General features: G+C 61.1%; 17 protein-coding genes and 1 pseudogene. 13 read left to right on the top strand and 5 right to left on the bottom strand.

The genetic code is table 11. The features are described from left to right. Positions 1-33 precede the first annotated feature (33 nt). From LXM96_RS08180 to LXM96_RS08120, 13 genes are all read left to right on the top strand, one after another. Entirely contained in the window at positions 34-417 is a 384-nt protein-coding gene (locus LXM96_RS08180; protein WP_239997907.1) for an AGROH133_08824 family phage infection protein, read from the top strand. A gap of 249 nt (positions 418-666) precedes the next feature. Further along, positions 667-1,233, top strand: coding sequence for a F0F1 ATP synthase subunit delta (locus LXM96_RS08175; protein WP_239997906.1), 567 nt, complete (start codon positions 667-669; stop codon positions 1,231-1,233). Continuing rightward, positions 1,233-2,762: a F0F1 ATP synthase subunit alpha gene (gene atpA, locus LXM96_RS08170; protein WP_239997905.1), complete on the top strand. Its 1,530-nt coding sequence runs from the start codon at positions 1,233-1,235 to the stop codon at positions 2,760-2,762. The genes LXM96_RS08175 and atpA overlap by 1 nt, the downstream gene beginning before the upstream one ends. A 34-nt stretch (positions 2,763-2,796) precedes the next feature. Continuing rightward, positions 2,797-3,675, top strand: a complete 879-nt coding sequence (locus tag LXM96_RS08165; protein WP_239997904.1) for a F0F1 ATP synthase subunit gamma — start codon at positions 2,797-2,799, stop codon at positions 3,673-3,675. A 23-nt stretch (positions 3,676-3,698) separates the two neighbouring features. Further along, on the top strand, positions 3,699-5,141 hold the full coding sequence (atpD, locus tag LXM96_RS08160) for a F0F1 ATP synthase subunit beta (protein WP_239997903.1): 1,443 nt from the start codon (positions 3,699-3,701) through the stop codon (positions 5,139-5,141). Between the two features lie 70 nt (positions 5,142-5,211). Further along, positions 5,212-5,619 (top strand): F0F1 ATP synthase subunit epsilon, encoded by a 408-nt coding sequence (locus LXM96_RS08155; protein ID WP_239997902.1) that lies wholly within the window; start codon positions 5,212-5,214, stop codon positions 5,617-5,619. Positions 5,620-5,719: 100 nt separating this feature from the next. After that, positions 5,720-6,613 (top strand): LysR family transcriptional regulator, encoded by an 894-nt coding sequence (locus LXM96_RS08150; protein ID WP_239997901.1) that lies wholly within the window; start codon positions 5,720-5,722, stop codon positions 6,611-6,613. A gap of 135 nt (positions 6,614-6,748) precedes the next feature. Then, positions 6,749-7,228 carry a formate dehydrogenase subunit gamma gene (locus LXM96_RS08145; protein WP_239997900.1) on the top strand — a complete coding sequence of 160 codons (480 nt, stop codon included), beginning with the start codon at positions 6,749-6,751 and terminating at the stop codon, positions 7,226-7,228. Beyond that, positions 7,225-8,781, top strand: a complete 1,557-nt coding sequence (locus LXM96_RS08140; RefSeq protein ID WP_239997899.1) for a formate dehydrogenase beta subunit — start codon at positions 7,225-7,227, stop codon at positions 8,779-8,781. The genes LXM96_RS08145 and LXM96_RS08140 overlap by 4 nt, the downstream gene beginning before the upstream one ends. 5 nt (positions 8,782-8,786) lie before the next feature. After that, positions 8,787-11,666: a formate dehydrogenase subunit alpha gene (fdhF, locus tag LXM96_RS08135; RefSeq protein ID WP_239997898.1), complete on the top strand. Its 2,880-nt coding sequence runs from the start codon at positions 8,787-8,789 to the stop codon at positions 11,664-11,666. Between the two features lie 9 nt (positions 11,667-11,675). Continuing rightward, positions 11,676-12,503 carry a formate dehydrogenase accessory sulfurtransferase FdhD gene (fdhD, locus tag LXM96_RS08130; RefSeq protein WP_394801917.1) on the top strand — a complete coding sequence of 276 codons (828 nt, stop codon included), beginning with the start codon at positions 11,676-11,678 and terminating at the stop codon, positions 12,501-12,503. Next, complete coding sequence (locus LXM96_RS08125; RefSeq protein WP_239997896.1) at positions 12,493-12,837, top strand: formate dehydrogenase subunit delta; 345 nt, start codon at positions 12,493-12,495, stop codon at positions 12,835-12,837. The genes fdhD and LXM96_RS08125 overlap by 11 nt, the downstream gene beginning before the upstream one ends. A 73-nt stretch (positions 12,838-12,910) precedes the next feature. Then, complete coding sequence (locus tag LXM96_RS08120) at positions 12,911-14,566, top strand: OFA family MFS transporter (RefSeq protein ID WP_239997895.1); 1,656 nt, start codon at positions 12,911-12,913, stop codon at positions 14,564-14,566. Positions 14,567-14,643: 77 nt separating this feature from the next. On the opposite strand, the gene LXM96_RS08115 is transcribed toward LXM96_RS08120, so the two are convergent. From LXM96_RS08115 to LXM96_RS08095, 5 genes and pseudogenes are all read right to left on the bottom strand, one after another. Continuing rightward, positions 14,644-15,123 carry a chemotaxis protein CheW gene (locus LXM96_RS08115; RefSeq protein WP_239997894.1) on the bottom strand — a complete coding sequence of 160 codons (480 nt, stop codon included), beginning with the start codon at positions 15,121-15,123 and terminating at the stop codon, positions 14,644-14,646. Further along, a complete protein-coding gene (locus LXM96_RS08110; RefSeq protein WP_239997893.1) occupies positions 15,123-16,904 on the bottom strand; it encodes a methyl-accepting chemotaxis protein in 1,782 nt (593 codons plus the stop codon). The genes LXM96_RS08115 and LXM96_RS08110 overlap by 1 nt, the downstream gene beginning before the upstream one ends. Before the next feature lie 330 nt (positions 16,905-17,234). Then, a pseudogene (locus LXM96_RS21985) lies at positions 17,235-18,467 on the bottom strand (translocation/assembly module TamB domain-containing protein); the annotation flags it as partial. A gap of 3,301 nt (positions 18,468-21,768) precedes the next feature. Beyond that, positions 21,769-23,694: an autotransporter assembly complex protein TamA gene (locus LXM96_RS08100; RefSeq protein WP_449619157.1), complete on the bottom strand. Its 1,926-nt coding sequence runs from the start codon at positions 23,692-23,694 to the stop codon at positions 21,769-21,771. A 166-nt stretch (positions 23,695-23,860) separates the two neighbouring features. After that, on the bottom strand, positions 23,861-24,124 hold the full coding sequence (locus LXM96_RS08095) for a glycine zipper domain-containing protein (RefSeq protein ID WP_239997892.1): 264 nt from the start codon (positions 24,122-24,124) through the stop codon (positions 23,861-23,863). Positions 24,125-24,274: the final 150 nt, after the last annotated feature.

The following is a 24,274-nucleotide window of genomic DNA, read 5'->3' as shown; positions in this document are numbered from 1 at the left end:
TTGAGCGGTCACACGATGCATCAGGAGAGACCTTTGGAACTGTATTTCCCGGCAGAGCTACCCGAACAGCTGGCTTTTCTTTCCGCACTCGCCGTAGCTGTCTTCGGTCTCTTGGCGCTGCTTTTTCCCGCGCCTGTCCTGCGGGCTGGAGGTTTTGTGACGGGCCAGGTTGCTTCGGAAGGGTTTGGCGCCACCCGTTCCGTGGGCGGGCTGCATCTGGGCTTCGGCCTTTCGGCGCTCGCGCTGGCGCAGGATTTCACCTACCTGATGCTGGGAGGTGCGCTTGCTCTGGCGGCTTTCGGACGGATCCTCTCGCTTCTTCTGGATCGCGGCCGCACCGCGCGTAACGTCCTGGTGCTCGTTCTGCAAGTTGTGCTGGCGGCACTGCCGCTTGGCTATGTCTTCGGCTATCTGTGACGGGGCCGGACACCAGCACCGTCGGAATTCATCTCGACTTCGTCAAAAAATCGGTTCAAGCCCTTGGAGGCAAGGCGTTTTAGCCTATCTGCCGTGTTGCGAGTCCCTGGATCCTATGCTAGACGAACCGCGAATGTCTGAAGGGGCCAGCGAAAAAGCTGGTTGATTTCAACAAAATAGCAAACGATCGCAAGAGCTTAGCGATCTCCTGCAAGGAGGTCCGGCGCTTGATGACAATCAAGGGAAACTGTGCCCGTGGCTGACACGTCCCAGATGATTTCCGGTGTAGCAGAGCGCTATGCATCATCTCTCTTCGAGGTCGCCCTTGAGGCGGGTTCGGTCGATGCTGTCAACGCGGATCTGGATCGTTTTCAGGCGATGATGGATGAGAGCAGCGATCTGCGTCGCCTCGTGTTGAGCCCGGTATTCTCGGCCGACGAGCAGGTGCGCGCGATATCCGCGGTTGCGGACAAGGCAGGCATTCGCGGCGCCGTCGCAAACTTCCTGAAGGTTGTGGCAGGCAATCGCCGCCTGTTTGCCCTGCCGGGAATGATCCGCGCTTTCCGGCAGATCGCCGCCGCTCACCGCGGCGAGGTCACGGCCGATGTGACGTCCGCACATGCGTTGACGCCGGACCAGGAACAAGAACTCAAGTCGGCGCTGAAGGGCGTCACTGGCAAGGACGTGGTCGTCGCCGTAACGGTGGATCCCACGCTTCTTGGTGGCCTGATCGTCAAGGTCGGGTCGCGTCAGATCGACACTTCCCTTCGCACCAAACTTTCCACCCTTAAGCTTGCACTGAAAGAGGTTGGCTGATGGATATCCGCGCCGCGGAAATTTCCGCAATTCTGAAAGATCAAATCAAGAACTTCGGCCAGGAGGCTGAGGTCTCCGAAGTCGGCCAGGTTCTTTCCGTTGGTGACGGTATCGCCCGCGTCTACGGTCTGGACAACATCCAGGCCGGCGAGATGGTTGAGTTCCCGGGCGGCATCCGCGGAATGGCACTCAACCTGGAAGCCGACAATGTCGGCGTGGTTGTCTTTGGTTCTGACCGCGAGATCAAGGAAGGCGACACCGTCAAGCGGACGGGCGCCATCGTTGACGTTCCAGTTGGTCCGGAACTGCTCGGCCGCGTCGTTGACGCGCTCGGCAACCCGATCGACGGCAAGGGCCCGATCAATGCGACGCGCCGTTCGCGTGTCGACGTGAAGGCGCCTGGCATCATTCCACGCAAGTCGGTTCATGAGCCGATGTCCACCGGCCTCAAGGCCATCGACGCCCTGATCCCTGTCGGTCGCGGCCAGCGTGAGCTCGTCATCGGCGACCGCCAGACCGGCAAGACCGCCATCATCCTTGATACGTTCCTGAACCAGAAGCCGATCCACGACAACGGCCCGGACAGCGAGAAGCTGTACTGCGTCTACGTCGCTATCGGTCAGAAGCGTTCCACGGTTGCCCAGTTCGTCAAGGTGCTCGAAGAGCGCGGCGCGCTGCAGTACTCGATCATCGTTGCTGCAACGGCTTCCGATCCGGCTCCGATGCAGTACCTGGCCCCGTTCGCCGGTTGCGCAATGGGCGAGTACTTCCGTGACAACGGTCAGCACGCGCTGATCGCTTACGACGACCTTTCCAAGCAGGCCGTGGCCTACCGCCAGATGTCGCTTCTGCTGCGCCGTCCGCCGGGCCGCGAAGCTTATCCGGGCGACGTTTTCTACCTGCACTCGCGCCTTCTCGAGCGCGCTGCCAAGCTCTCCGACGAGCGCGGTGCCGGTTCGTTGACGGCTCTGCCGGTCATCGAAACGCAGGGTAACGACGTTTCGGCGTTCATTCCGACCAACGTGATCTCGATCACCGACGGTCAGATCTTCCTCGAAACCGACCTGTTCTACCAAGGTATCCGCCCCGCCGTGAACGTCGGTCTGTCGGTCTCCCGCGTCGGGTCTGCTGCGCAGGTCAAGGCGATGAAGCAGGTTGCCGGCTCGATCAAGGGCGAGCTTGCGCAGTATCGCGAAATGGCTGCCTTCGCGCAGTTCGGCTCCGACCTCGATGCCTCGACGCAGCGCCTCCTCAACCGCGGTGCTCGCCTGACGGAGCTCCTGAAGCAGCCGCAGTTCTCGCCGCTGAAGACGGAAGAGCAGGTTGCGGTGATCTTTGCAGGCGTCAACGGCTACCTGGACAAGATCCCGGTTGGCGATGTCGGCAAGTTCGAGCAGGGTCTGCTGACCTACATGCGTTCGGAAGGCAAGGATGTTCTCGATGCGATCCGCACCGAGAAGGCTCTGTCGGACGACGTCAAGGCAAAGCTCAAGTCTGCGCTCGACGCCTATTCTAAGTCCTTCGCCTGAGACCGAACACTAACCCCTAGGGGACCGATAACGGATGCCTTCACTTAAGGATCTGAAGAACCGGATCGCCTCCGTCAAGGCGACGCAGAAAATCACCAAAGCGATGAAAATGGTCGCGGCGGCGAAGCTGCGCCGTGCGCAGGAGGCGGCCGAGGCTGCTCGTCCCTACGCGGAACGCATGAACAAGGTGCTGGCGAGCCTTTCGGCCGCCAACGCTGGGAACGCAGAAGCACCCTTGCTTCTGTCGGGTACCGGCAAGGACCAGGTTCATCTTCTCGTGGTGGCCACAGGTGAGCGCGGCCTGGCCGGCGGCTTTAACTCGTCCATCATTCGTCTCGCCCGCGAGCATGCCCTCAAGCTGCTGGCGCAAGGCAAGACGGTGAAGATCCTGACCGTTGGACGCAAGGGCAACGACATCCTGCGCCGGACGTTCAAGGAGAACATCGTTGACTACGTCACCTTCCGTGAGGTGAAGCAATTAAGCTTCGCCAACGCAGATGACGTGGCACGCCGGGTTCTTGAGCTCTACAGCAAAGGTGAGTTCGACGTCGCGACCCTGTTCTTTGCCCGGTTCCAGTCGGTCATCGCGCAGGTGGCAACCGCACAGCAGATCATTCCGGCCAAGTTCGACGACGCCGAAGCCGCGAACGGATCGGCTGCGCTCTACGAATACGAGCCGAGCGAAGAGGAAATCCTAGAAGACCTTCTGCCGCGCAATGTCGCCGTGCAGATCTTCCGGGCGCTCCTCGAGAACAACGCATCCTTCTATGGCGCGCAGATGTCCGCGATGGACAATGCAACGCGCAATGCCGGTGAGATGATCAACAAGCTGACGCTTTCGTACAACCGCCAGCGTCAGGCGCAGATCACCAAGGAACTCATTGAAATCATTTCGGGCGCGGAAGCGCTCTGAGATAAGGAAAGAGGGTAAGAACAATGGCTATCGCAGCTACCCTGGATGCCGGCACCTCCGTCGGCAAAGTAACGCAGGTGATTGGTGCCGTCGTGGACGTCGCTTTCGATGGCGAACTGCCGTCGATCCTGAACGCCTTGGAAACGGATAACAATGGTAACCGGCTGGTTCTTGAGGTTGCTCAGCACCTCGGGGAAAACCAGGTTCGGACGATTGCCATGGACTCGACCGAAGGGCTCGTCCGTGGCCAGCGTGTCACGAACACGGGCTCCCCGATCTCCGTTCCGGTTGGCGAGCAGACGCTTGGCCGCATCATGAACGTGATCGGCGAACCGGTTGACGAAGCAGGCCCACTCGACACCACCACGCTGCGCGCAATCCACCAGGAAGCGCCGGCCTATGTGGAGCAGTCCACAGAAGGTCAGATCCTCGTCACCGGCATCAAGGTCGTCGACCTTCTCGCACCTTACGCAAAGGGCGGTAAGATCGGCCTCTTCGGCGGCGCCGGCGTCGGCAAGACCGTTCTCATCATGGAATTGATCAACAACGTCGCGAAGGCGCACGGTGGTTACTCCGTGTTCGCAGGCGTCGGCGAGCGTACGCGTGAAGGGAACGACCTTTATCACGAAATGATCGAGTCCGGCGTGAACAAGCACGGCGGCGGCGAAGGGTCTAAGGCAGCCCTGGTTTACGGCCAGATGAACGAGCCTCCGGGTGCGCGCGCTCGCGTCGCCCTGACGGGCCTGACGATCGCTGAAGACTTCCGCGACAAGGGCCAGGACGTTCTGTTCTTCGTCGACAACATCTTCCGCTTCACCCAGGCAGGCTCGGAAGTGTCTGCTCTGCTCGGCCGTATTCCTTCGGCCGTTGGCTATCAGCCGACGCTCGCAACCGACATGGGTCAGATGCAGGAACGCATCACCACCACGACCAAGGGCTCGATCACCTCGGTTCAGGCCATCTACGTTCCCGCCGACGACTTGACCGACCCGGCACCGGCGACCTCGTTCGCCCACTTGGACGCAACGACGGTTCTGTCGCGTTCGATCGCCGAAAAGGGCATCTATCCGGCCGTTGACCCGCTCGACTCCACCTCGCGCATGCTCGACCCGATGATCGTCGGCGAAGAGCACTACGACGTCGCTCGTAAGGTTCAGACGACGCTGCAGCGCTACAAGTCGCTGCAGGACATCATCGCCATCCTCGGCATGGACGAACTGTCGGAAGACGACAAGCTGACGGTTGCTCGCGCGCGCAAGATCGAGCGCTTCCTGTCGCAGCCGTTCTTCGTTGCCGAAGTCTTCACCGGTTCGCCGGGGAAGCTGGTTGCTCTCGAAGACACGATCAAGGGCTTCAAGGGTCTCGTCAACGGCGAGTACGACCATCTTCCGGAAGCCGCCTTCTACATGGTCGGCTCCATCGAAGAGGCCATGGAAAAGGCGAAGAAGCTGGCAGCTGCTGCCTAAGCTTTCTCAAAGCAGGCGCGCCGTGAAAATGGCGCGCCATTGCATGCAACACGTGAAGAAGTGATCCGACATGGCTGACGCCTTCAATTTCGAACTCGTTTCTCCGGAGCGCCTTCTCCTGTCGGAAAAGGTGACCGAAGTCGTAATCCCGGCGACGCTGGGCGAGATGACGGTTCTTGCCAATCACGCGCCGACGATGACCACCATCAAGCCGGGCGTCGTTACCGTGAAGCTGGCCTCAGGCCAGGACAGCAAATATGTCGTCTTCGGCGGTTTCGCCGATATCCTGCCAACCGGCTGCACGGTTCTGGCCGAATCGGCTCTGCCGCTTTCGGACGTGACACGGGAAACGCTGCAGGCACGGATTGAAGCGGCGCAGGCGGATGCCGGTGCTGCGACGGATCACGAGCACAAGACCAAGCTCGAGCAGTATCTGGCGGAGCTTACCAACCTCAACGGTGCGATCCTCCCGGCGTGATCCCGGCTGAGATCGATTTCTTCAAGGCGGCCTCTGGCCGCCTTTTTTGTTGCCTTCTTGCCAGCGGCTTGCTGTTCTCTACGCAAGGGAGCTTACACTCATGATCGACAAGCTGGAGTTCTTCATTACGCTCGCGCGCGAAGGCCATTTCGGCCGTGCCGCGGAGGAAAGCGGCATATCGCAGCCGTCCCTCTCCGCCGCGATCAGGCAACTTGAGGATCAACTGGGCGTCGTGCTTGTGGTGCGCGGGTCCCGCTACCAGGGGCTTACCCCGGAAGGGCAGCGGGTGCTGGAGTGGGCCAAGCGCATCGTCGGCGATGCAAGGACCATGCGCGAAGAGATGCGCGCAGCCAAGACCGGTCTCTCAGGCCATATCCGCCTTGCTGCGATCCCGACAGCGCTTGCGATGATCCCGCGCCTGACGGAGCCTTTCCAGGCGAAGCATCCTGATGTCACCTTTTCCGTGGTCTCCCGAAATTCGCTGCAGGTCTTGAGCCAGCTCGACAACTTCGAGATCGATGCCGGCATCACCTATCTCGACAACGAGCCGCTGGGGAGAGTGACAAGCGTGCCCTTGTATGCCGAGCGCTACACGCTGGTGACGGCAGAAGGCACGCCTTATGCGGATCATGACTCCGTGACGTGGCATGAGATGGCGCACGTTCGGCTTTGCCTATTGACACCGGACATGCAGAACCGGCGCATCATCAACCAGCACCTTGCAGATGCAGGGGTGACGATCGCGCCGACGCTGGAGTCGAACTCGATGGTCGTCCTCCTCTCGCACGTCGGCACCGGCCAATGGGCAAGCATCATGCCGCGAAATGTTGCCAAGTCGTTTGGTTTTGCGAAGCAAATCAAGACGATTCCGATCGTGGAGCCGGAGGCTAGCCATATTGTCGGACTAGTCGCGACGCATCGGGAGCCGTTTACGCCCCTCGTATCCGCGCTTCTTCACCAGGCCCGCAGCCTCAAACCTGTCGATTTGGTTTGATAGGTTTTTTCTATCGCGTAACGAAACACCTTTATTGACCCCCCGAGGTCCCGAATTCACCCTGTGCATACAGTGGACGCATAGATGCGTCGGAAGGATGCCATGGGAGCGCATCCTTCAGCGGGAGGCTTGGATATGAATGTGCACGTTGCCGGCGGCATTTATGCCGAGCGCGCTCTTTCGATCATTCGGGAACGCAAGCACCTCGAAGGGCCGATGCTGCCGATCCTTCATGCCATGCAGCACGAGTTCGGCTTTATTCCAGAAGAGGTGAAGCCGGTTATCGCCGACGAACTCAATCTCTCGCGCGCCGAAGTGCATGGCGTCGTTACATTCTATCACGACTTTCGTGATGCGCCTGCGGGGCGGCACACCTTGAAGCTCTGTCGGGCGGAAGCCTGTCAGTCCATGGGCGCTGACGCGGTGGCCAATCGCTTGCGGCAGTTGCTCGGCATCGACTTCCATCAAACAACGCTGGATGGGGCGGTCACACTGGAGCCAGTCTATTGTCTCGGACTGTGCGCCTGCGCTCCGGCCGCCATGCTCGATGACGAGGTTTACGGTCGCGTCGACGAAGACTGTCTTGCCGAAATCGTTGCGGAGGTGCGCCGATGACCGTCACCATATTCGTGCCGCGTGATGCGGCGGCACTCGCGCTTGGCGCTGACAAGGTCGCAACGGCCATCGCACAGGAAATAGAGCTGCGAGGTCTCGATGCGAGGATCGTCCGCAACGGTTCGCGGGGAATGGCTTGGCTGGAGCCGCTCGTTGAGGTGCGCACTTCGGCAGGAAGGATGGCGTATGGCCCGGTTCGCGCAAGCGACGTGGCGAGCCTTTTCGCGGCAGGATTCGTCAACGGTGGAGACCACGCTCTCTGTCTTGGGCTGACGAAGGAAATCCCCTTCCTTCGTCAGCAGACCCGCCTGACCTTCGCCCGTTGTGGTGTGACCGATCCTCTGTCGCTGGATGACTACCGTCATTATCAGGGTCTAAAAGGCTTAGAGCGGGCGCTTTCGATGACCGCACCGGAGATTGTGCAGGAGGTGACCGACAGCGGATTGCGCGGTCGTGGCGGCGCAGGGTTCCCGACCGGGATCAAATGGAAAACGGTTGCGGATGCTCCTGGCCCGCAGAAATACATCGTCTGCAATGCCGACGAGGGTGATAGCGGCACGTTTGCCGATCGGATGATCATGGAGGGTGATCCCTTCGTCCTGATCGAGGGCATGATTATTGCCGGTCTCGCCACGGGCGCGACCAAGGGTTATCTCTACACCCGTTCCGAATACCCGCACGCAATCCAGACCATGAACGAGGCGATCGAGATTGCACGCGGCGCGGGCATCCTCGGGCCATCGGTCCTGGGCTCCGGTCATGCGTTCGACATGGAGGTCCGCGCCGGCGCCGGCGCCTATGTCTGCGGCGAGGAGACGTCGCTCCTCAATTCGCTAGAGGGCAAGCGAGGCATCGTCCGGGCAAAGCCGCCGCTTCCGGCACTGCAAGGCTTTCTCGGCCGCCCGACCGTCGTCAACAACGTCATTTCACTCGCCTCGGTGCCCGTCATCTTGGATCGGGGCGCAGCCTTCTACCGCGACTTCGGCATGGGCCGCTCGCGCGGGACGATCCCGATCCAGATCGCTGGCAACGTCAAGTACGGCGGTTTGTTCGAAACGGCGTTCGGCCTGACGCTCGGGCAGATCGTCGAGGAGATAGGTGGCGGTACCGCGACCGGGCGAGCGGTGAAGGCGGTGCAAGTCGGCGGGCCGTTGGGGGCGTATTTCCCACGGGCTCTCTTCGACACACCATTCGACTATGAGGCGTTCGCAGCGAAAGACGGACTGATCGGCCATGCTGGCGTCGTCGTGTTCGACGAGATGGCCGACATGCTGAAGCAGGCCCGCTTCGCCATGGAATTCTGCGCGATCGAAAGCTGCGGCAAGTGCACGCCCTGCCGGATCGGCTCGACTCGCGGCGTCGAGACGGCCGACAAGATCGCGATGGGCATCGAGCCGGAGAAGAACAAGGCGCTGCTTGCCGACCTCTGCAACACGATGAAGTTCGGTTCGCTTTGCGCGCTTGGCGGCTTCACGCCTTACCCGGTAATGAGCGCGATGACGCATTTCCCCGATGATTTCGCCCCAACACCCCTCGTCGAAGCGGCGGAGTAAAGACAATGTCCCTGATCCACGAAATCGACTACGGCACACCAGCCTCCCGCTCTGAAGCGCAGGTTACTCTCACAATCGACGGTCGCGAAGTCACTGTTCCCGCCGGGACGTCGATCATGCGGGCGTCGATGGAGGCCGGCATTCAGGTTCCGAAGCTGTGCGCCACTGACATGGTGGACGCCTTTGGCTCCTGCCGGCTCTGCCTTGTCGAGGTAGACGGCAGGAATGGCACCCCGTCGTCCTGCACCACGCCGGTGGCACCCGGGCTTGTGGTTCATACGCAGACGGAGCGGCTGAAGCAGATCCGCAAGGGCGTGATGGAGCTCTACATCTCCGACCATCCGCTCGACTGTCTCACCTGCGCGGCCAACGGTGATTGTGAACTGCAGGACATGGCGGGCGCTGTCGGGTTACGAGACGTTCGCTACGGCTATGAGGGCGACAACCACGTCAAGGCGCGCAACAACGGCGAGATCAACGTCAAGTGGATGCCGAAGGACGAGTCCAATCCTTACTTCACCTACGATCCTTCCAAGTGCATCGTCTGTTCGCGGTGCGTGCGTGCCTGCGAGGAAGTGCAGGGAACCTTCGCGTTGACGATCGAAGGGCGAGGCTTCGACAGCCGTGTATCGCCCGGCATGCACGAGCATTTCCTGGAATCCGAATGCGTTTCCTGCGGCGCCTGCGTCCAGGCTTGCCCCACCGCCACGCTGACGGAGAAGTCGGTGATCGCGATCGGCCAGCCGGAGCATTCGGCGGTTACCACCTGCGCCTATTGCGGTGTCGGCTGTTCCTTCAAAGCGGAGATGCGCGGCGAGGAACTGGTGCGCATGGTCCCCTACAAGGACGGACAGGCCAACCGCGGCCACTCCTGCGTCAAGGGTCGGTTTGCGTATGGCTATGCCAACCACAAGGACCGCATCCTCAACCCGATGGTGCGCGAGAAGATCACCGATCCCTGGCGGGAGGTAACCTGGGAAGAGGCGTTTGCGCATGTGGCCTCGGAATTCAAGCGGCTGCAGTACCAGTACGGCCGCGACTCCATCGGCGGAATCACCTCGTCGCGCTGCACCAATGAAGAAACCTTCCTCGTCCAGAAGCTGATCCGCGCCGGCTTCGGCAACAACAATGTCGATACCTGCGCCCGTGTCTGCCATTCGCCGACCGGCTATGGCCTCGGGCAAGCGTTCGGCACGTCGGCGGGCACGCAGAACTTCGACTCGGTCGAGCACTCCGACGTGGTTGTGGTCATCGGCGCCAATCCGACGGATGGGCATCCCGTCTTCGGCTCACGCCTGAAGAAGCGGCTGCGCCAGGGCGCAAAGCTCATCGTTATCGATCCGCGGCGCATCGACCTCGTGAAGACGCCGCATGTCGAGGCTGCCTACCATCTGCCGCTGAAGCCCGGCACCAACGTTGCCGTTCTGACGGCTCTTGCGCATGTCATCGTCACGGAAGGTATCTTCGACGAGGCCTTCATTCGCGAGCGTTGCGATTGGTCCGAATTCCAGGACTGGGCAGCCTTCGTCGCCGAGCCGCAGCACAGCCCCGAGGAAACGGAGAAATTCACTGGTGTGCCGGCCGAACTCATTCGGGGCGCGGCGCGGCTCTATGCCCAGGGCGGCAATGGGGCGATCTATTACGGTCTCGGCGTCACCGAGCACAGCCAGGGCTCGACCACCGTCATGGCAATCGCAAACCTTGCCATGGCGACCGGAAACATTGGGCGTCCGGGCGTCGGCGTGAACCCGCTGCGCGGTCAGAACAATGTCCAGGGCTCCTGCGACATGGGCTCGTTCCCACACGAGCTGCCGGGCTACCGGCATATCTCCGATGATGCGACGCGTGACACGTTCGAGAAGATGTGGGGCGTAACGCTGAACAACGAGCCGGGCCTGCGCATCCCGAACATGCTGGATGCCGCCGTCGAGGGGACGTTCAAGGGCATCTATATCCAAGGCGAAGATATCCTTCAGTCCGATCCGGATACCAAGCACGTTTCCGCCGGCCTTGCCGCGATGGAATGCGTCGTCGTCCACGACCTCTTCCTCAACGAGACGGCAAATTACGCCCATGTCTTTCTGCCGGGGTCGACCTTCCTGGAGAAGGATGGCACGTTTACCAATGCCGAGCGCCGTATCAACCGCGTCCGCAAGGTGATGAGCCCGAAGAACGGCTATGCCGACTGGGAAGTGACTCAGAAGCTGGCGCAAGCCATGGGGCTCAACTGGACCTATACGCACCCGTCGCAGATCATGGACGAGATCGCGGCCACCACACCGAGCTTTGCCGGCGTGTCCTACGACTATCTCGAAACGATGGGTTCGGTGCAGTGGCCCTGCAACGAGAAGTACCCGGTCGGCTCGCCCATCATGCATGTCGACGGGTTCGTTCGCGGCAAGGGCAAGTTCATCCGTACAGAGTATGTTGCCACGGACGAGCGGACGGGTCCGCGCTTCCCGCTGCTGCTCACCACCGGACGAATCCTTAGCCAGTACAATGTCGGCGCTCAGACCCGGCGGACGGAAAATGTCGTTTGGCACGACGAAGACCGTTTGGAGATCCATCCGCACGATGCGGAACAGCGCGGCATCAAGGATGGCGACTGGATCAGGCTCGCCAGCCGCGCAGGCGATACGACGCTTCGTGCGTTGATTACCGACCGCGTCGCACCCGGGGTCGTCTACACGACCTTCCACCATCCCGACACGCAAGCCAATGTCATCACCACCGACTTCTCCGACTGGGCGACCAACTGTCCGGAGTACAAAGTCACGGCCGTCCAAGTGTCGCCATCCAATGGTCCGACCGAGTGGCAGCAGGACTACGAGGAACTGACCCGGCGGGCCCGTCGGATTGCGGGCAAGATGGAAGCAGCGGAATAGGATTGGCGGGTGCGGGTTTTCGAGCCGAAGACAGCTGTGAAGGAGATCGCATGCCGTGACGGCAGGATCCGCGAGGACATGCGGATCGTCCCGGAAGAAGTGCCAATCGCCCTTTCCTATGGCGGGTCGACGCATGCGGTGATGATGGGCACGCCGGCGGATCTTGAAGACTTCGCGCGCGGCTTCAGCGTGACGGAGGGCATCATCTCGTCCATCAGCGAGATTGAGCGGGTTGAGGTCGTCGAAGAGACGAAGGGGCTCGACGTCCAGATCACGCTGGTGGAGGACAAGGAAGAGGCGCTGCGCCAGCGTCGCCGGCACATGGCCGGGCCTGTGGGCTGCGGGCTTTGCGGCATCGAATCCATCGATCAGGCGATGCGCCCGGTGCCGCAGCTCTCGACGCTCCTGCTCAAGCTCACGGGCAAGCAGATCTCCGATGCCGTTCAAAGCCTCAGCAAGTCCCAGCCGCTGCATCACGAGACACGTGCCGTGCACGGTGCCGGTTTCTTTGTGCCGGGACGCGGTCTTGTCGCCGTCAGAGAAGATGTCGGACGGCACAACGCGCTCGACAAGCTGATCGGTGCCGTCGCGGCTCTTGGTCTGGACGGTGCCTCGGGTGCCGTGGTGGTGACCAGCCGGATTTCGGTCGAGATGGTCCAGAAGGCGGCGATCCTCGGCTCCCCAATCCTGATCGCCATATCGGCGCCGACAGCACTGGCTGTGCGGACGGCGGAGGAGGCGGGATTGACCCTGGTCGCCTTGGCACGCGGGGATGATTTCGAGATCTTCACCCGCGCGGATCGCATCAACACGGAAGCCATTACCCATGTCGCATGACCAGACGCACGAGAAGCTCATCCGGATGGCGAACCAGATCGCCACCTTCTTCCTGTCGCAACCCGAGGATGTGCAGGCCGAAGGTGTCGCGACCCATATCAACAAGTTCTGGGAGCCGCGCATGCGTCGGCACCTGTTCGAGCACATCGATAGGGGCGGCGAGGGGCTGCTACCCTTGGTGATGAAAGCTTCCACGCTGATCCGCCGCCCGGATGCCAAAGTCGGCAGCGGGGTCGGAGTGGGACAAGACGCGGCACACGGCGCGCAGGGCGGCAAGGGCGTCATTGCAGGAGAATCGCTGTCAGAGCCGAGTGTGCCTGACAGCGCTGTATAAGAGGCAGCGCCGGCAGGGACGCCGGTTCTGCTTGCGGAAATTGTGAGGCCTATTTTCCACAGGAGGGATTGGAATGGCAGTCGCAGGAACAACGGCGGGGGGGCTGGCTGAGCCCGGCATTCTCGATCGAGAACGCATCATCGCAAAACCAGGCTTCAACCGTTGGCTCGTGCCCCCGGCGGCTTTGGCAATCCATCTCTGCATCGGCATGGCCTATGGCTTCAGCGTCTTCTGGCTGCCGCTGTCGCGCGCGCTCGGCGCCAATACGCCGGCCGCCTGTGCCGACATGAACCTCATCGGCGCACTCTTTACCACGACCTGCAACTGGCGCGTGGCCGACCTCGGCTGGATCTACACGCTGTTCTTCGTTCTTCTCGGCTGCTCGGCGGCGATCTGGGGTGGGTGGCTGGAGCGGGCGGGTCCGCGCAAGGCCGGCTTCGTTGCAGCCTGCTGCTGGTGCGGCGGCATTGTTGTCGCTGCGCTTGGCGTGATGACGCACCAACTGTGGCTGATGTGGCTCGGCGCGGGCGTGATCGGCGGCATCGGTCTCGGCCTCGGCTATATCTCGCCGGTCTCGACGCTGATCAAGTGGTTCCCGGACCGGCGTGGCATGGCGACCGGCATGGCGATCATGGGCTTCGGCGGCGGTGCGATGATCGGCGCCCCACTCGCCAACATCCTGATGAACACCTTCAAGACCGATACCTCGGTCGGCGTCTGGCAGACCTTCGTCACGATGGCGATCATCTACTTCGTGTTCATGGTCGGCGGTGCGTTCGGCTACCGCATTCCGCCAGCCGGCTGGCGTCCGGAGGGCTGGACGCCGCCTGTCACGAAGAACACGATGATCACCACCCGTCACGTACATCTGCGCGATGCGCACAAGACGAAGCAGTTCTGGCTGATCTGGGCCGTGCTCTGCCTCAACGTGTCGGCTGGTATCGGCGTCATCGGCATGGCTTCGCCGATGCTGCAGGAGATCTTCGCCGGTTCGCTGATCGGCCTTCCCGATATGACCTTCTCGCAGCTCGACGCGGGCCAAAAGGCTCAAATTGCGGCGATCGCCGCGGGGTTTGCTGGTTTGCTGTCGCTGTTCAACATTGGTGGGCGTTTCTTCTGGGCGTCGCTCTCCGACAAGATTGGCCGAAAGAATACCTACTTTGCCTTCTTCGTCATCGGCATCATTCTCTACGCAGCAGCGCCCACACTTGCTGATATGGGAAGCAAGGCGCTCTTCGTGCTGGCCTTCGGAATCATTCTGTCGATGTATGGCGGTGGTTTCGCCACGATCCCGGCTTACCTCGCCGATATCTTCGGCACGCAATTCGTCGGCGCGATCCACGGCCGTCTGCTGACCGCTTGGGCAACCGCCGGCATCGTTGGCCCGGTGGTGGTCAACTACATACGCGAGGCCCAGATCGCTGCCGGTGTTGCACCGGGACCGGCGCTTTATACGGGCACGATGTATATCCTTGCCGGCATGCTGGCGCTTGGTTTGATCGCAAACGCCTTCATCCGGCCTCTCCCAGAGAAGTGGTTCATGTCCGAGGAAGATGTTGCCTCATTGCAGGCAAAGACGGCGGCTGCCAATGCCGGCCCGACCGGCTCCTTCGGGATCGGCAAGGGTGGTATGGACGCCAAGGCACTTGCCGCCTGGGCCGTTGTCGGCATTCCGCTGCTGTGGGGCGTGTGGGTGACGCTGAAGAGCAGCCTGGCGATCTTCGGCTGACGTGGGAGAAGCAACAAAGAATAGGCCGCCTAGCGATGGGCGGCCTTTTCACGATCGGAAGGAGGAACTGGCGAAGCTCAGGCCGCCATATCTTCCACTTCGGAACCCTTGAACATCTTGGCGAGATTGAGGAAACAGATCATTCCGTGCTCATTGGCAATGATGCCTTCGGAGAAGGACTTGTCGAACGAGGCTGAAATTTCAGGCACGGGCTGAACCTGGTTCGAAGGGATCGTCAGGATGTCTGAAACCTGGTCGACCAGCATGCCGATGACCATGTTGTGCACTTCCGCGACTACGATAGCGCTCCGTTCCGTTGCGACCGCGCTCTTCATGCCGAGTTTTTGTGCGAGGTCGATGATCGGGATAACGGATCCGCGAAGGTTCATCACTCCGATGACGTCCGAAGGGGCGTGCGGGATGGGTGTCGACGGTGCCCATCCGCGGATCTCGCGAATGGTTGTCGTCTTTACGCAGAACTCCTGATCGTGCAGGCGGAATGCAATGATCTCAAGTGTCTCACCGCCGTAGTTCGCAGAACTGGTTGTCGTAGTCATCAGAATTCTTCCCAACTCTCCGGTGCCTGGAGCAAGGCGGCGCTCGACGCAGCGCGGGCAATCCGGCCCTGAAGCTGTCGTGCCGGTGAGGCGCTCGGCTTCACGTCGTGATGCGATGCGATCACCTTAGGCGAAGATTGTTGCCCAAATCTAAACCGCGCCAGAAGATCGCGCAGATCCTGTGCCTCGCGGGCGAGGCTATGACTTGATGCTGTCGTTTCCTCAACCATGGCCGCGTTCTGCTGCGTGTTCTTATCCATTGTGTTGACCGCCTGGCTAACCTCCCGCAGCGCAGTCGCCTGCTCGCGGGACGCTTCTACGATGGCGGACACGTTTGCATTGATTTCTATCACCTGCTCTACGATATCCTCCAGCGCCTTGCCGGTCTGACCGACGAGCGAGACACCTTGGGAGACCTGTTCAGTGGAGGTCGTGATCAGCGTCTTGATTTCTCGAGCCGCCGTTGCGGACCGTTGCGCAAGCTCTCGCACTTCCTGGGCGACAACGGCAAAGCCTCTGCCGGCCTCACCGGCGCGAGCGGCTTCTACTCCGGCGTTGAGCGCGAGCAGGTTTGTTTGGAAGGCAATTTCATCAATTACGCCGATGATGCTGCTGATCTCCTTAGAGGAGGTTGCGATCTGCCCCATGGCGTTGACGGCGTTTCGAACCACTTCACCGGATTGCTCTGCGTCCTTGCGAGTTCTGCCTACCAGCGAGCCGGCTTCCTCGGCACGCTTTGCACTGTCGGCAACGGTTCGGCTGATTTCTTCCAAAGCCGCAGCGGTTTCTTCCACCGCGGCCGCCTGCTGTTCCGTCCGCTTCGCCAGACTATCGGAGGCTTGGCGGATTTCGCTGGAACCGGCGGCAATGCCTTCGGCGTTCTCGCCCACAGTGCGCATTGCATCCCGCAGTCTTGCGATCGCCGCATTGAAATCGACGCGGATCTTGTCGAGGCTCGGGATGAACGGCTTTTCGATGTCGCAAGTCAGGTTGCCTTCAGCCAGTCCTTTGAGGCCAGTCGCAACTTCATCGACCGCCCGCACGCGTTCGGTGATGTCGGTCGCGAACTTAACGATCTTGAAGACCTTGCCGTCGGCATCGAGGATAGGATTGTAGGATGCCTGGATCCACACGGCCCTGCCGTTCTTACCAATACGCTTGAATTCGTCGGACTTCGGGATGCCTTGGGAAAGCTCCCGCCAGAACTGACGGTAGTCCTCACTCTCGCTGAGCGACGCTTCACAGAACATGCGATGATGGCGGCCGATGATCTCAGAGAGTTGGTAGCCGAGACAGTCTAGAAAGTTCTGGTTGGCAGTGATGATCTCTCCGGCAGGTGTAAACTCGATCACGGCCTGAGTACGGGAGATTGCCTCTATCTTGCCCTGATCTTCCGCTGCCTTCATCTTCGCGCCAGTGATGTCGCTGGCGATCTTCACAACTTTTACGACTTTACCGCCCCGAAAAACGGGATTGTAGGAGGCCTGGATCCAGATCTCCCTGTTGCCCTTGCCAATGCGTTTGAAGGCGCCGGAGAAGGACTCGCCGGCCGCAAGCTGTGCCCAAAACTGTCTGTACTCATGTGAAGCGGCAAGGGCAGGTTCGCAGAACATGCTGTGGTGCTTACCGACGATCTCCGCCCGTTCATAACCGATCGCGTTGCAGAAGTTTCCGTTGGCGTTGAGGATGTGGCCGGACAAATCGAATTCGATGATGGCCTGCGACTTTGAAAAGGCGGCGAGGACAGCAGCGCGATCCGAGCCGAGCGAAAGAAACGGCATATGGTTGCTCCGAAAAGGGGGACGTGCTCGAAATGCCTGTCGGCTCGACCAACAACCTCCATCATAGAGATCAGCGCCAAAGCTCCGTCGCTCGCTAGTCAAAAGCCTTAGGCAAGAATTAGCCGTTGGGCCTTAACAAAACGTCAAACTTTTGGAGTGTCCGACACGCCGCCAGCCTAGGGAGCGAACGCTCACGTCGATCGCACGCCACAAACGAGTTCGACCGCGTTCGGTTCAGGTGGCGACGCGATGACCGGAAATCATGCTGAAGATTTGGTGAACGCAATGGAGTGTGGAGAAGACAGCGAAAGCGAACGTCTGTCGCCTGGCTTAGTACTCGCGTTCATAGAAAATCCCGGCAGTTCCGCCTTCTGTGCCGGCCCCAGCCTTTAGCTTCACGCCTCGGCCAATGTCTAGGTTGATGGTGGCCTGAGTACCCGCCGCGCCACCCTGCTCAAGCTGCAGGTAGGTTCGGTCGTTAAGGTAGCGACCAACCGAGACCGTGGTTTGGCCTGTGGAGTCGGTGTTGATGTCCAGGTCATCGACGCCCAGATTACTTCGTAGCGTTTGCAGCAGTGACGTGGAGCCCCCGCCGGCAAGCTGACTGACGGCATCGGCGAGTTGCGCGATCTGCAGCGGCGACAGGCGCGATATCGATTGGCCGAAGATCAGACGGGCAAGGACTTCATCCTGAGGAAGAGCGGGCGAGGAAGAGAAGCTGATATCCGGGTCGTTTGCCAGCCCCTCGACATTGACGGTAATCGTGGTCTGAGCCGAGGTCGTGGTTGCCTCGAGATCGAGAACAGGAACGAGGCCGCCGCCGAAGGTGATGCGGCCCGACGTGAAGTCGAGCCGCTTGGTCAGGATGATGATGCGGCCGCGCCGCATCTCGAAGGCGCCGGAAACGATGGGTGCAGCCGTCGTGCCGGTGATGGTCAGATCGCCTCCCAGTTCGGCGTCGATCCCACGGCCGCGTACGAAGATCCCACTCGGCGCGTTGAGCGTCAGGTCCAGGCCAAGAGGAACGGAGGTACCTTCCGCCTTTTCCGGCTGCAGCTTGGCGACCTGCTTCACCACAGCGGGCGGCGGGCGACGATGGCGGACGTCCACTTCCGCAAGCGACGTCGGCAGTTTCGCCGGAACAGCAATTGCCGCTTCGTCCAATGTCACTGTACCGGCGAGAAGTGGGCCTCCGGTCAGCGGGCCTGTCAGCGTCAGCGTACCGTCGGCTGTGGCAGAGACGATCGAGCCGTCAACATAGGTTGCATCATCCAGTGCAATCGTGAGGTCGGCCGGAAAGCCGGAGCCGGGCAGGATGCCAACCGTGCCGGAGACGCTGATGTTGCCGCCGGTGGCGAGCTCGCCGGAGAGGTTGGAGATCACCGCCTGATTGCCGTTGAACGTGACGTTGGCGGTGAGGTCCTCGATCGCGATGTTGCGACGGACATCGATCAGTCTTGCACCTGAAGCGCTTGCTGAGCCTGTTATGGAGGGCGCCGAGGGCGTGCCACTGACGGACAGGTCGACATTGCCCGTTCCTTCCAAAACAAAGCCCTGGTTGGCCAACTGCCCCGCGAGAACCTCGAAGGGAATCTGGCCTTGGAAGTTGAGGTCCAACGATCGATCGCCTGTCAGCGAGATCGTCCCTCCTCCGGAAAGGGAGAGGCTGCTTTGTCCCGAAAGGCTCGTGTTGAGAGTAACGCTATTCCCGGCATATTCTCCCGTGGCGCGGACCTGGAGCGGCGACAGGCCGGCAGAGGTTGTTTGTGACACTGCCGCGTCGGACCAGGTCAGGTCATAGCGTGCTGTCGGCTGCTGCGGTGTGCCGCCTGCCACCACTTCTCCTGAAATTGTGCCGCCTGCGCCGAGTGCCGGCACGAATGCATTGGCAAGGCTTGCCGGCACCGAGCCTAGCCTGGCGTTCACGTCGAGCGTCGGCGGCGCGTTCTCATTGAGCACCACGCGCCCATCTGCCGAAACGTCAAGCCCGCCACCGCCTGCCAGACGCGTCTCCTCCAATACGAGAGTGTCGTCGGAGAAGCTGCCTGATGCTCGGAGATCCAGAGGACCTACTCCTGCGTCCCTCGTCTGCTGCAGCTGGGCCTCCGACCATTCGAGATCGTATTGGATGGAGGGTGCCGTCAGGGATCCCTCTGCACTGATGGTACCGGAGATGGCTCCGGCGGCATTGATGGCGGGCACAAACGTGTTGATCAGACTCGCGGGTAGCCTGTCGATCTCGGCCTGCACATCGAGCGCCTCGCCGACCGTTCCGGTGACGCTGATCACGCCATCACCCGTCGCCAGCGTCAGGTCGGAGAGGCGCGCGCCGCCATCAACGACAATGACCGTGGTCGGAGACGCAAGACGGAGCTGGATGCCGCGGGGGGCCGCAGCAAAACTCTGCAGCGCAACCGTTAGCTCTTCACCTGTACGGACCGTCGCCTCGGCGGTGAGCGGGGCATCATCGTACTGAGCCTCGAGGTCGACCTCAGTGGCGCCATTCTCGTAATTGAAATCGAGATCGAGTGCGGTAACAGCTGCCGCCTCCGTCCCGATACGCGCCGCCCGAACGGTTCCGTCTGCCGCCAGCTGCGAGATGTCCGGGATCGTCAGGTCCACCGCCGGTTCTACGACGGCCAGCGGTCCCCGGCTGATGCGGCTGCCGGTCGCCTGAACGGTTGCTGAAGTGGCGTCCTCGCCCTTCGTGAAGGTTACACTGCCGTTCAGGTCCCCCTCCGCTTCTTGCGCAGCAAGGGCTGCGAGGAGCGAAACATCGGGGAACTCAAAATTGATCGTGCCTTCTGGGACGAAACCCGGAGAGAAGCTCAAGGCGCCGCTCAAACGATTCGGACCGACTTCGGCTTCGATCTCCGGAGCAACTGTTCTGCCGTCGGACGAGACAAGATCGGCATTGATGCGGAGCGGCTGGCCATCGATCGTGCCCGTGGCGGCGATCTCTCCGCTCGGAGATTGCGGGTCAGCGGTTCCATTTACCGTCACCCGCAGGTCCTCCAGCGCCCGCCCCGCCAGTCGCGCCTCGGCAGAGTTGACGACGGCGTCTACAGAAAGCGCATCGAGTGGCCCTTGCGCTGAGAGTTCGAACCCGGCTGCCCCGCCGGCATTCTCCAGCCAGCGCCCGATTTCGGGAATGCGACCGGCGAGATTGGCATTCACCTGGTTGTCTTGCAGGCTGGCGCTGCCATGCACTTCGATCGCGTTGGACGTGAGTACGATGTTTTCGACCGTGATGTTTCCTTCACCCGTCCGCTCAACATAGCCTTCCGCGGTGATCTTGTTCTCAAACCGCCCTGCGAGTGTCGGCGGAAGAGCGGCGGGATCCGCCGTCAGGCGGAAATTGCCGCTGACCTGCTGGGTGGCGGTGTTGTAGGCGCCGCTGACTGTGCCGCTTACGCGCCCACTGTCGAAAGTTGCGGCATCAAGACCGATCGCCGGGAGGTCGAGCCGCAGAGGAGCATCGAGAGTAATCGGGCCTTGGACAACCCGAGCGAATTGCTCATCGGCGAACTCGGCTTGTCCGATACGAAGACGAGTCCGGATGCTGCCTACTCTCTGAGCGATGTTCAGATCCTCGCTTTCCGCCTGCAGCCGAATTTCACGGAAGCTGCCGAACGGCAATTCGGCCGCAGGGATCGCTGCGGTTGCGCTCAGTCGCGCCGAAGTCGCCGCCCCGTTCAGCGTCAGGTTCACTGTATCGACGGAAAATCGGCTTTGATGCCCGTTGATTGGCCAAGGAATTTCGACTGGGCCATTGGTGCCTGTCAAGCTCGCGGTAAGGCTGTTGTCGCCGCTGGGATTCCAGACGCCCGAGGCCACGACGCTTACGGCATCCGAGGTAATTTCGCCGCTATCGATACCGATGCGTCCGGCAGGGTTGACGTTAGCAGCGACATCAATCGACGTGGTCCCCTGAAACAGGGGACGCAGCGCCGGTGGCAGAAGCTCAGCCAGTTGGCCGCCGCCGGTGACCGCGATGCTGCGGCTGCCGTCGGGCAGCATCATGTGCCTAGCGTTGACGTCGATCACCTGCTCTCCACTGACGCTGCCGGTCAGGTCGCCGCTCCAGTCCGACAGCGGTCCCTCACCCTGAAGCGCCAAATCAACCGCCGGTGCACCGGGAAGACGCAACAGCCGGGCAAGCAGTCCGCCTTCTGGTTCTGAAACGGTAGCGTCAACCGAAAGACGATTGTCCTCCGGAGCATAGAGCAGGTCCACGGATGCGCGGGCATTCGGCTCGTCCTTGCGCCTTGCCTGCAGGTCAACGGAAATGTCAGGACCGGTAGCATCGATAGAGCCCTGTAGCGACAGCGAGAAATCGCGGCCGCTGAGGGCCGGGCCGAGGTCAATGTCGGGCATGTCGATCTGAGCCACCTTGACGCCGACCGGCAGGGAGAAGCCAGAGCCAGATTCACTCTTCACCGGTTCGGTCACTTCAGCGGGCTCCGGTGCCCGCAATACGTCGATGTCTCGTACCGAGACATTCTCTGCGCGAAAGACGCCGTTCAAGAGCGCAGTCGGGGACCAGTCAACGTTGATGCCGCTCAGCTGCGCATAGGGGCCTTGGCTGTCGGAAAGCGTCAGTTCATCAAGATGGAGGTCGCCGCTCAACAAACCTTCGGGACGCGAGATGCTGATGCTGCGGTCGGGCGTCGAAATGATCTGCGAGATCCGTTCGGCCGCGATCTTGCCGCCGACGGGGGTGAGGCCGACAAATAGCACGACGCCCAGCCCCATCAGGAGCAGGATGGCCACGCCGGCCCCTACAATCATCGCGATCCATTTCAGCAAGCGAACCATCTGCGTCACGCCTATTCTGCACTACGGTGGGTCGAAAGCCTGCCAGTCAGAAGGCTTGTCCTATGCCGGCATAGATACCGTATTTGCTGCCGCCTTCATAGGGTTGAAGGGGCAGAGCAACGTCCAGGCGCAGCGGCCCAAACGGAGTCGCATAGCGGATGCCGATGCCAGCACCTGCACGGATATCGGAAAAATCAGGCACCAATTCGGTCGATACCGTTCCCACGTCGATAAAAGGGACGATTCCGATATCTTCCGTGATCCTTGCTCTCACCTCGAAGGAAGCAAGGCCGTAGGAGCGTCCTCCGAGGGCCTCGTCGGCATCATTGTAAGGGGAGATTTCCTGGTAGGCATATCCTCTCACGGAGCCTCCGCCGCCCGCAAAGAAGCGGCGGGTGACAGGGATGTCGCTCAACTGATCTCCGCCGATGAGCGTACCAGCGGCCAGACGACCGGCCAGAACAACGTTGTCATCTTCCCCGAAGCCAAGGTAGCCGGAGATCGACCCTTCGAACGAAGAGAAGACACTGCCGTTGAACGCCTCATAGGTCGGGTTCGCGGCAAGAGTAGTACGATATCCCTCGGTCGGATTGAGCTTGTTGTCTCGTGCGTCACGTTCGAACGAGAAAGGAACGGCGAAGGTAAGATACTCGTTCTTACCGAAAGCATCGTCCGTGTTGATCCAAGCAATCTCTCCACCCGCTTTGAGCACGTCAGTTTCGTTCAGCTCGTAAGAAATCGAGGCGGATCCGATGACGGACTGAGCCTCGTAGGTGTCCGGGCTTTCGCTAAGGGCCTGAAGGCGTGCTTCGAACGTCGCCTCAGGAACGAAAGCGCCGGGCTTGATGAAGGTGATGCCGACCGCATAGTTGAATGTCTCAACTTCGGTCGTTGCCTCGATCCCCGAAACTTCCCCCTCGATCCGCAAGGACTCCGCTTCGCCAAACAGGTTTCGGTGTCCCCAGTAGCCTTGGAGGCCGGCCCCATCGAGTGAGGAGTACTGTGCCCCAAACCCAAAGTATCGGTGCTTGCCCTCCGAGACTTCTATGGTGAGCGGCAGGGTTCCCTCTGGTGTCAACGAATCCGCTTCGCGTATCGTGACGCTCCCGAAGACGCCCAGTTCACGAAGGCGTTCGGAAGCTTTGCGCAATTGTTCCGGCGAGTACCGGTCGCCCTTGTCGAGGCGAGAATAGCTGGCGATGAAATCCGGCTCGACCGTGCGCGCACCCTTCACCGCGACAGGGCCGAGATTGGCAACCGGTCCGCCGGCAACCCCCAGGGCAACATGCACCGTCTGTGTCGGATGATCGGCCGTGACCTGACGCTCCGTCAGGCGTGCAAGCGGACGTCCTCCCGCCTTCACGTCGACCAGAAGCTGCTCGCCGGCCTTGAGGATGAGTCTCGATCCGGCCTGTTCACCGACGATTAGATCGTAGTCGGCAGGGTTACGACCTGCAGCGGCGCCCTCAAAGTTCACCGAGCCAAGCGCGAAAGGTGGACCGGGCACGACAGTGATCGTGACGGGCACCGGCTGGGTGTGATCGAAGGTGGGGTTGATTGGAAGCTCGTCCAGATCTCGCCCCTGGATCGTGATGTGCACGGTGCCGCCGTAGCGTGCGTCTTCGTAGAGAACGGCTACGAGACGGTCTCGATCTTCCCGCGCCTTTACAACAAGACCCAAATCACCGGAGACCGGCTGTTCATCGTCGTTTACCAGCGAGGCTGCGTTCTGGAGACGTTCAGCCAGGTTTTCGTCGGTGGTCCCCGTATCGATCGTCGCATTATAGGCGACCGGATTGATGACCTCGATCTCTTCCTCGTCTTCGCCGAACAGGGTGATGCCAAAGAGCTTCAGGGCATGTGCGTCCGATATGGAGCAGAGAGCGAGGACGCTCGACGACGCCACAAGCAATGCTGCTCGCCTCAGCTTGTCGGCTCCTCCTGCCTTGCCTCTGAACACGCTTTTGCTCAACGCTTACTCGTCGCCTGCCTGTGCCGATGTTGCTGTCAGCCCCGCTGCCTATGTAGCGGCAAACGGCCGAGAAGAATACCTTTTGTCATAATTCCAATGGACATCGACAAGAGAAATGCCCCGGAGTGTGCTCCGGGGCAACATTTGCGTGAAAAGTGAGTCCCGATCAGTATCCGCGCGGGCAATCGTCGATGTAACGGCGTCCATAGCGGTCACGATAATAGCACTGGCCTGGCTGTTCGGAAACCGACCCGATGAGTGCACCGGAGACGCCGCCGATCGCCGCGCCGACTGCGGCTCCACGGACGTCGCCGGTGGCAAGCCCGCCAATGACGGCACCCGCGCCGGCGCCGACTGCCGCACCCCGTTCGGTCTGCGTGCAGCCTGCTGCAGATAAGCCGAGAAGTAGGATTACAAGAGCCTGTTTCATGCGGATCCTCCAAGATTGCGAAGACAATGATGGCTAGCGGCAATGCCTTCGCCCTTGGCTTCCGGTCAGCGCATCATCGGGAACAATAGTCCACGCAGGCAGCATGTCCAGATGCAGGTGGAGAGCAGGGCTATGGAATGATGCCTTTCG

Origin of the sequence: Rhizobium halophilum, from assembly GCF_021648825.1 — a bacterium.
Classification (GTDB): Bacteria; Pseudomonadota; Alphaproteobacteria; order Rhizobiales; family Rhizobiaceae; genus Neorhizobium; species Neorhizobium halophilum.
This window is presented reverse-complemented; position numbering and strand designations above follow the sequence as displayed.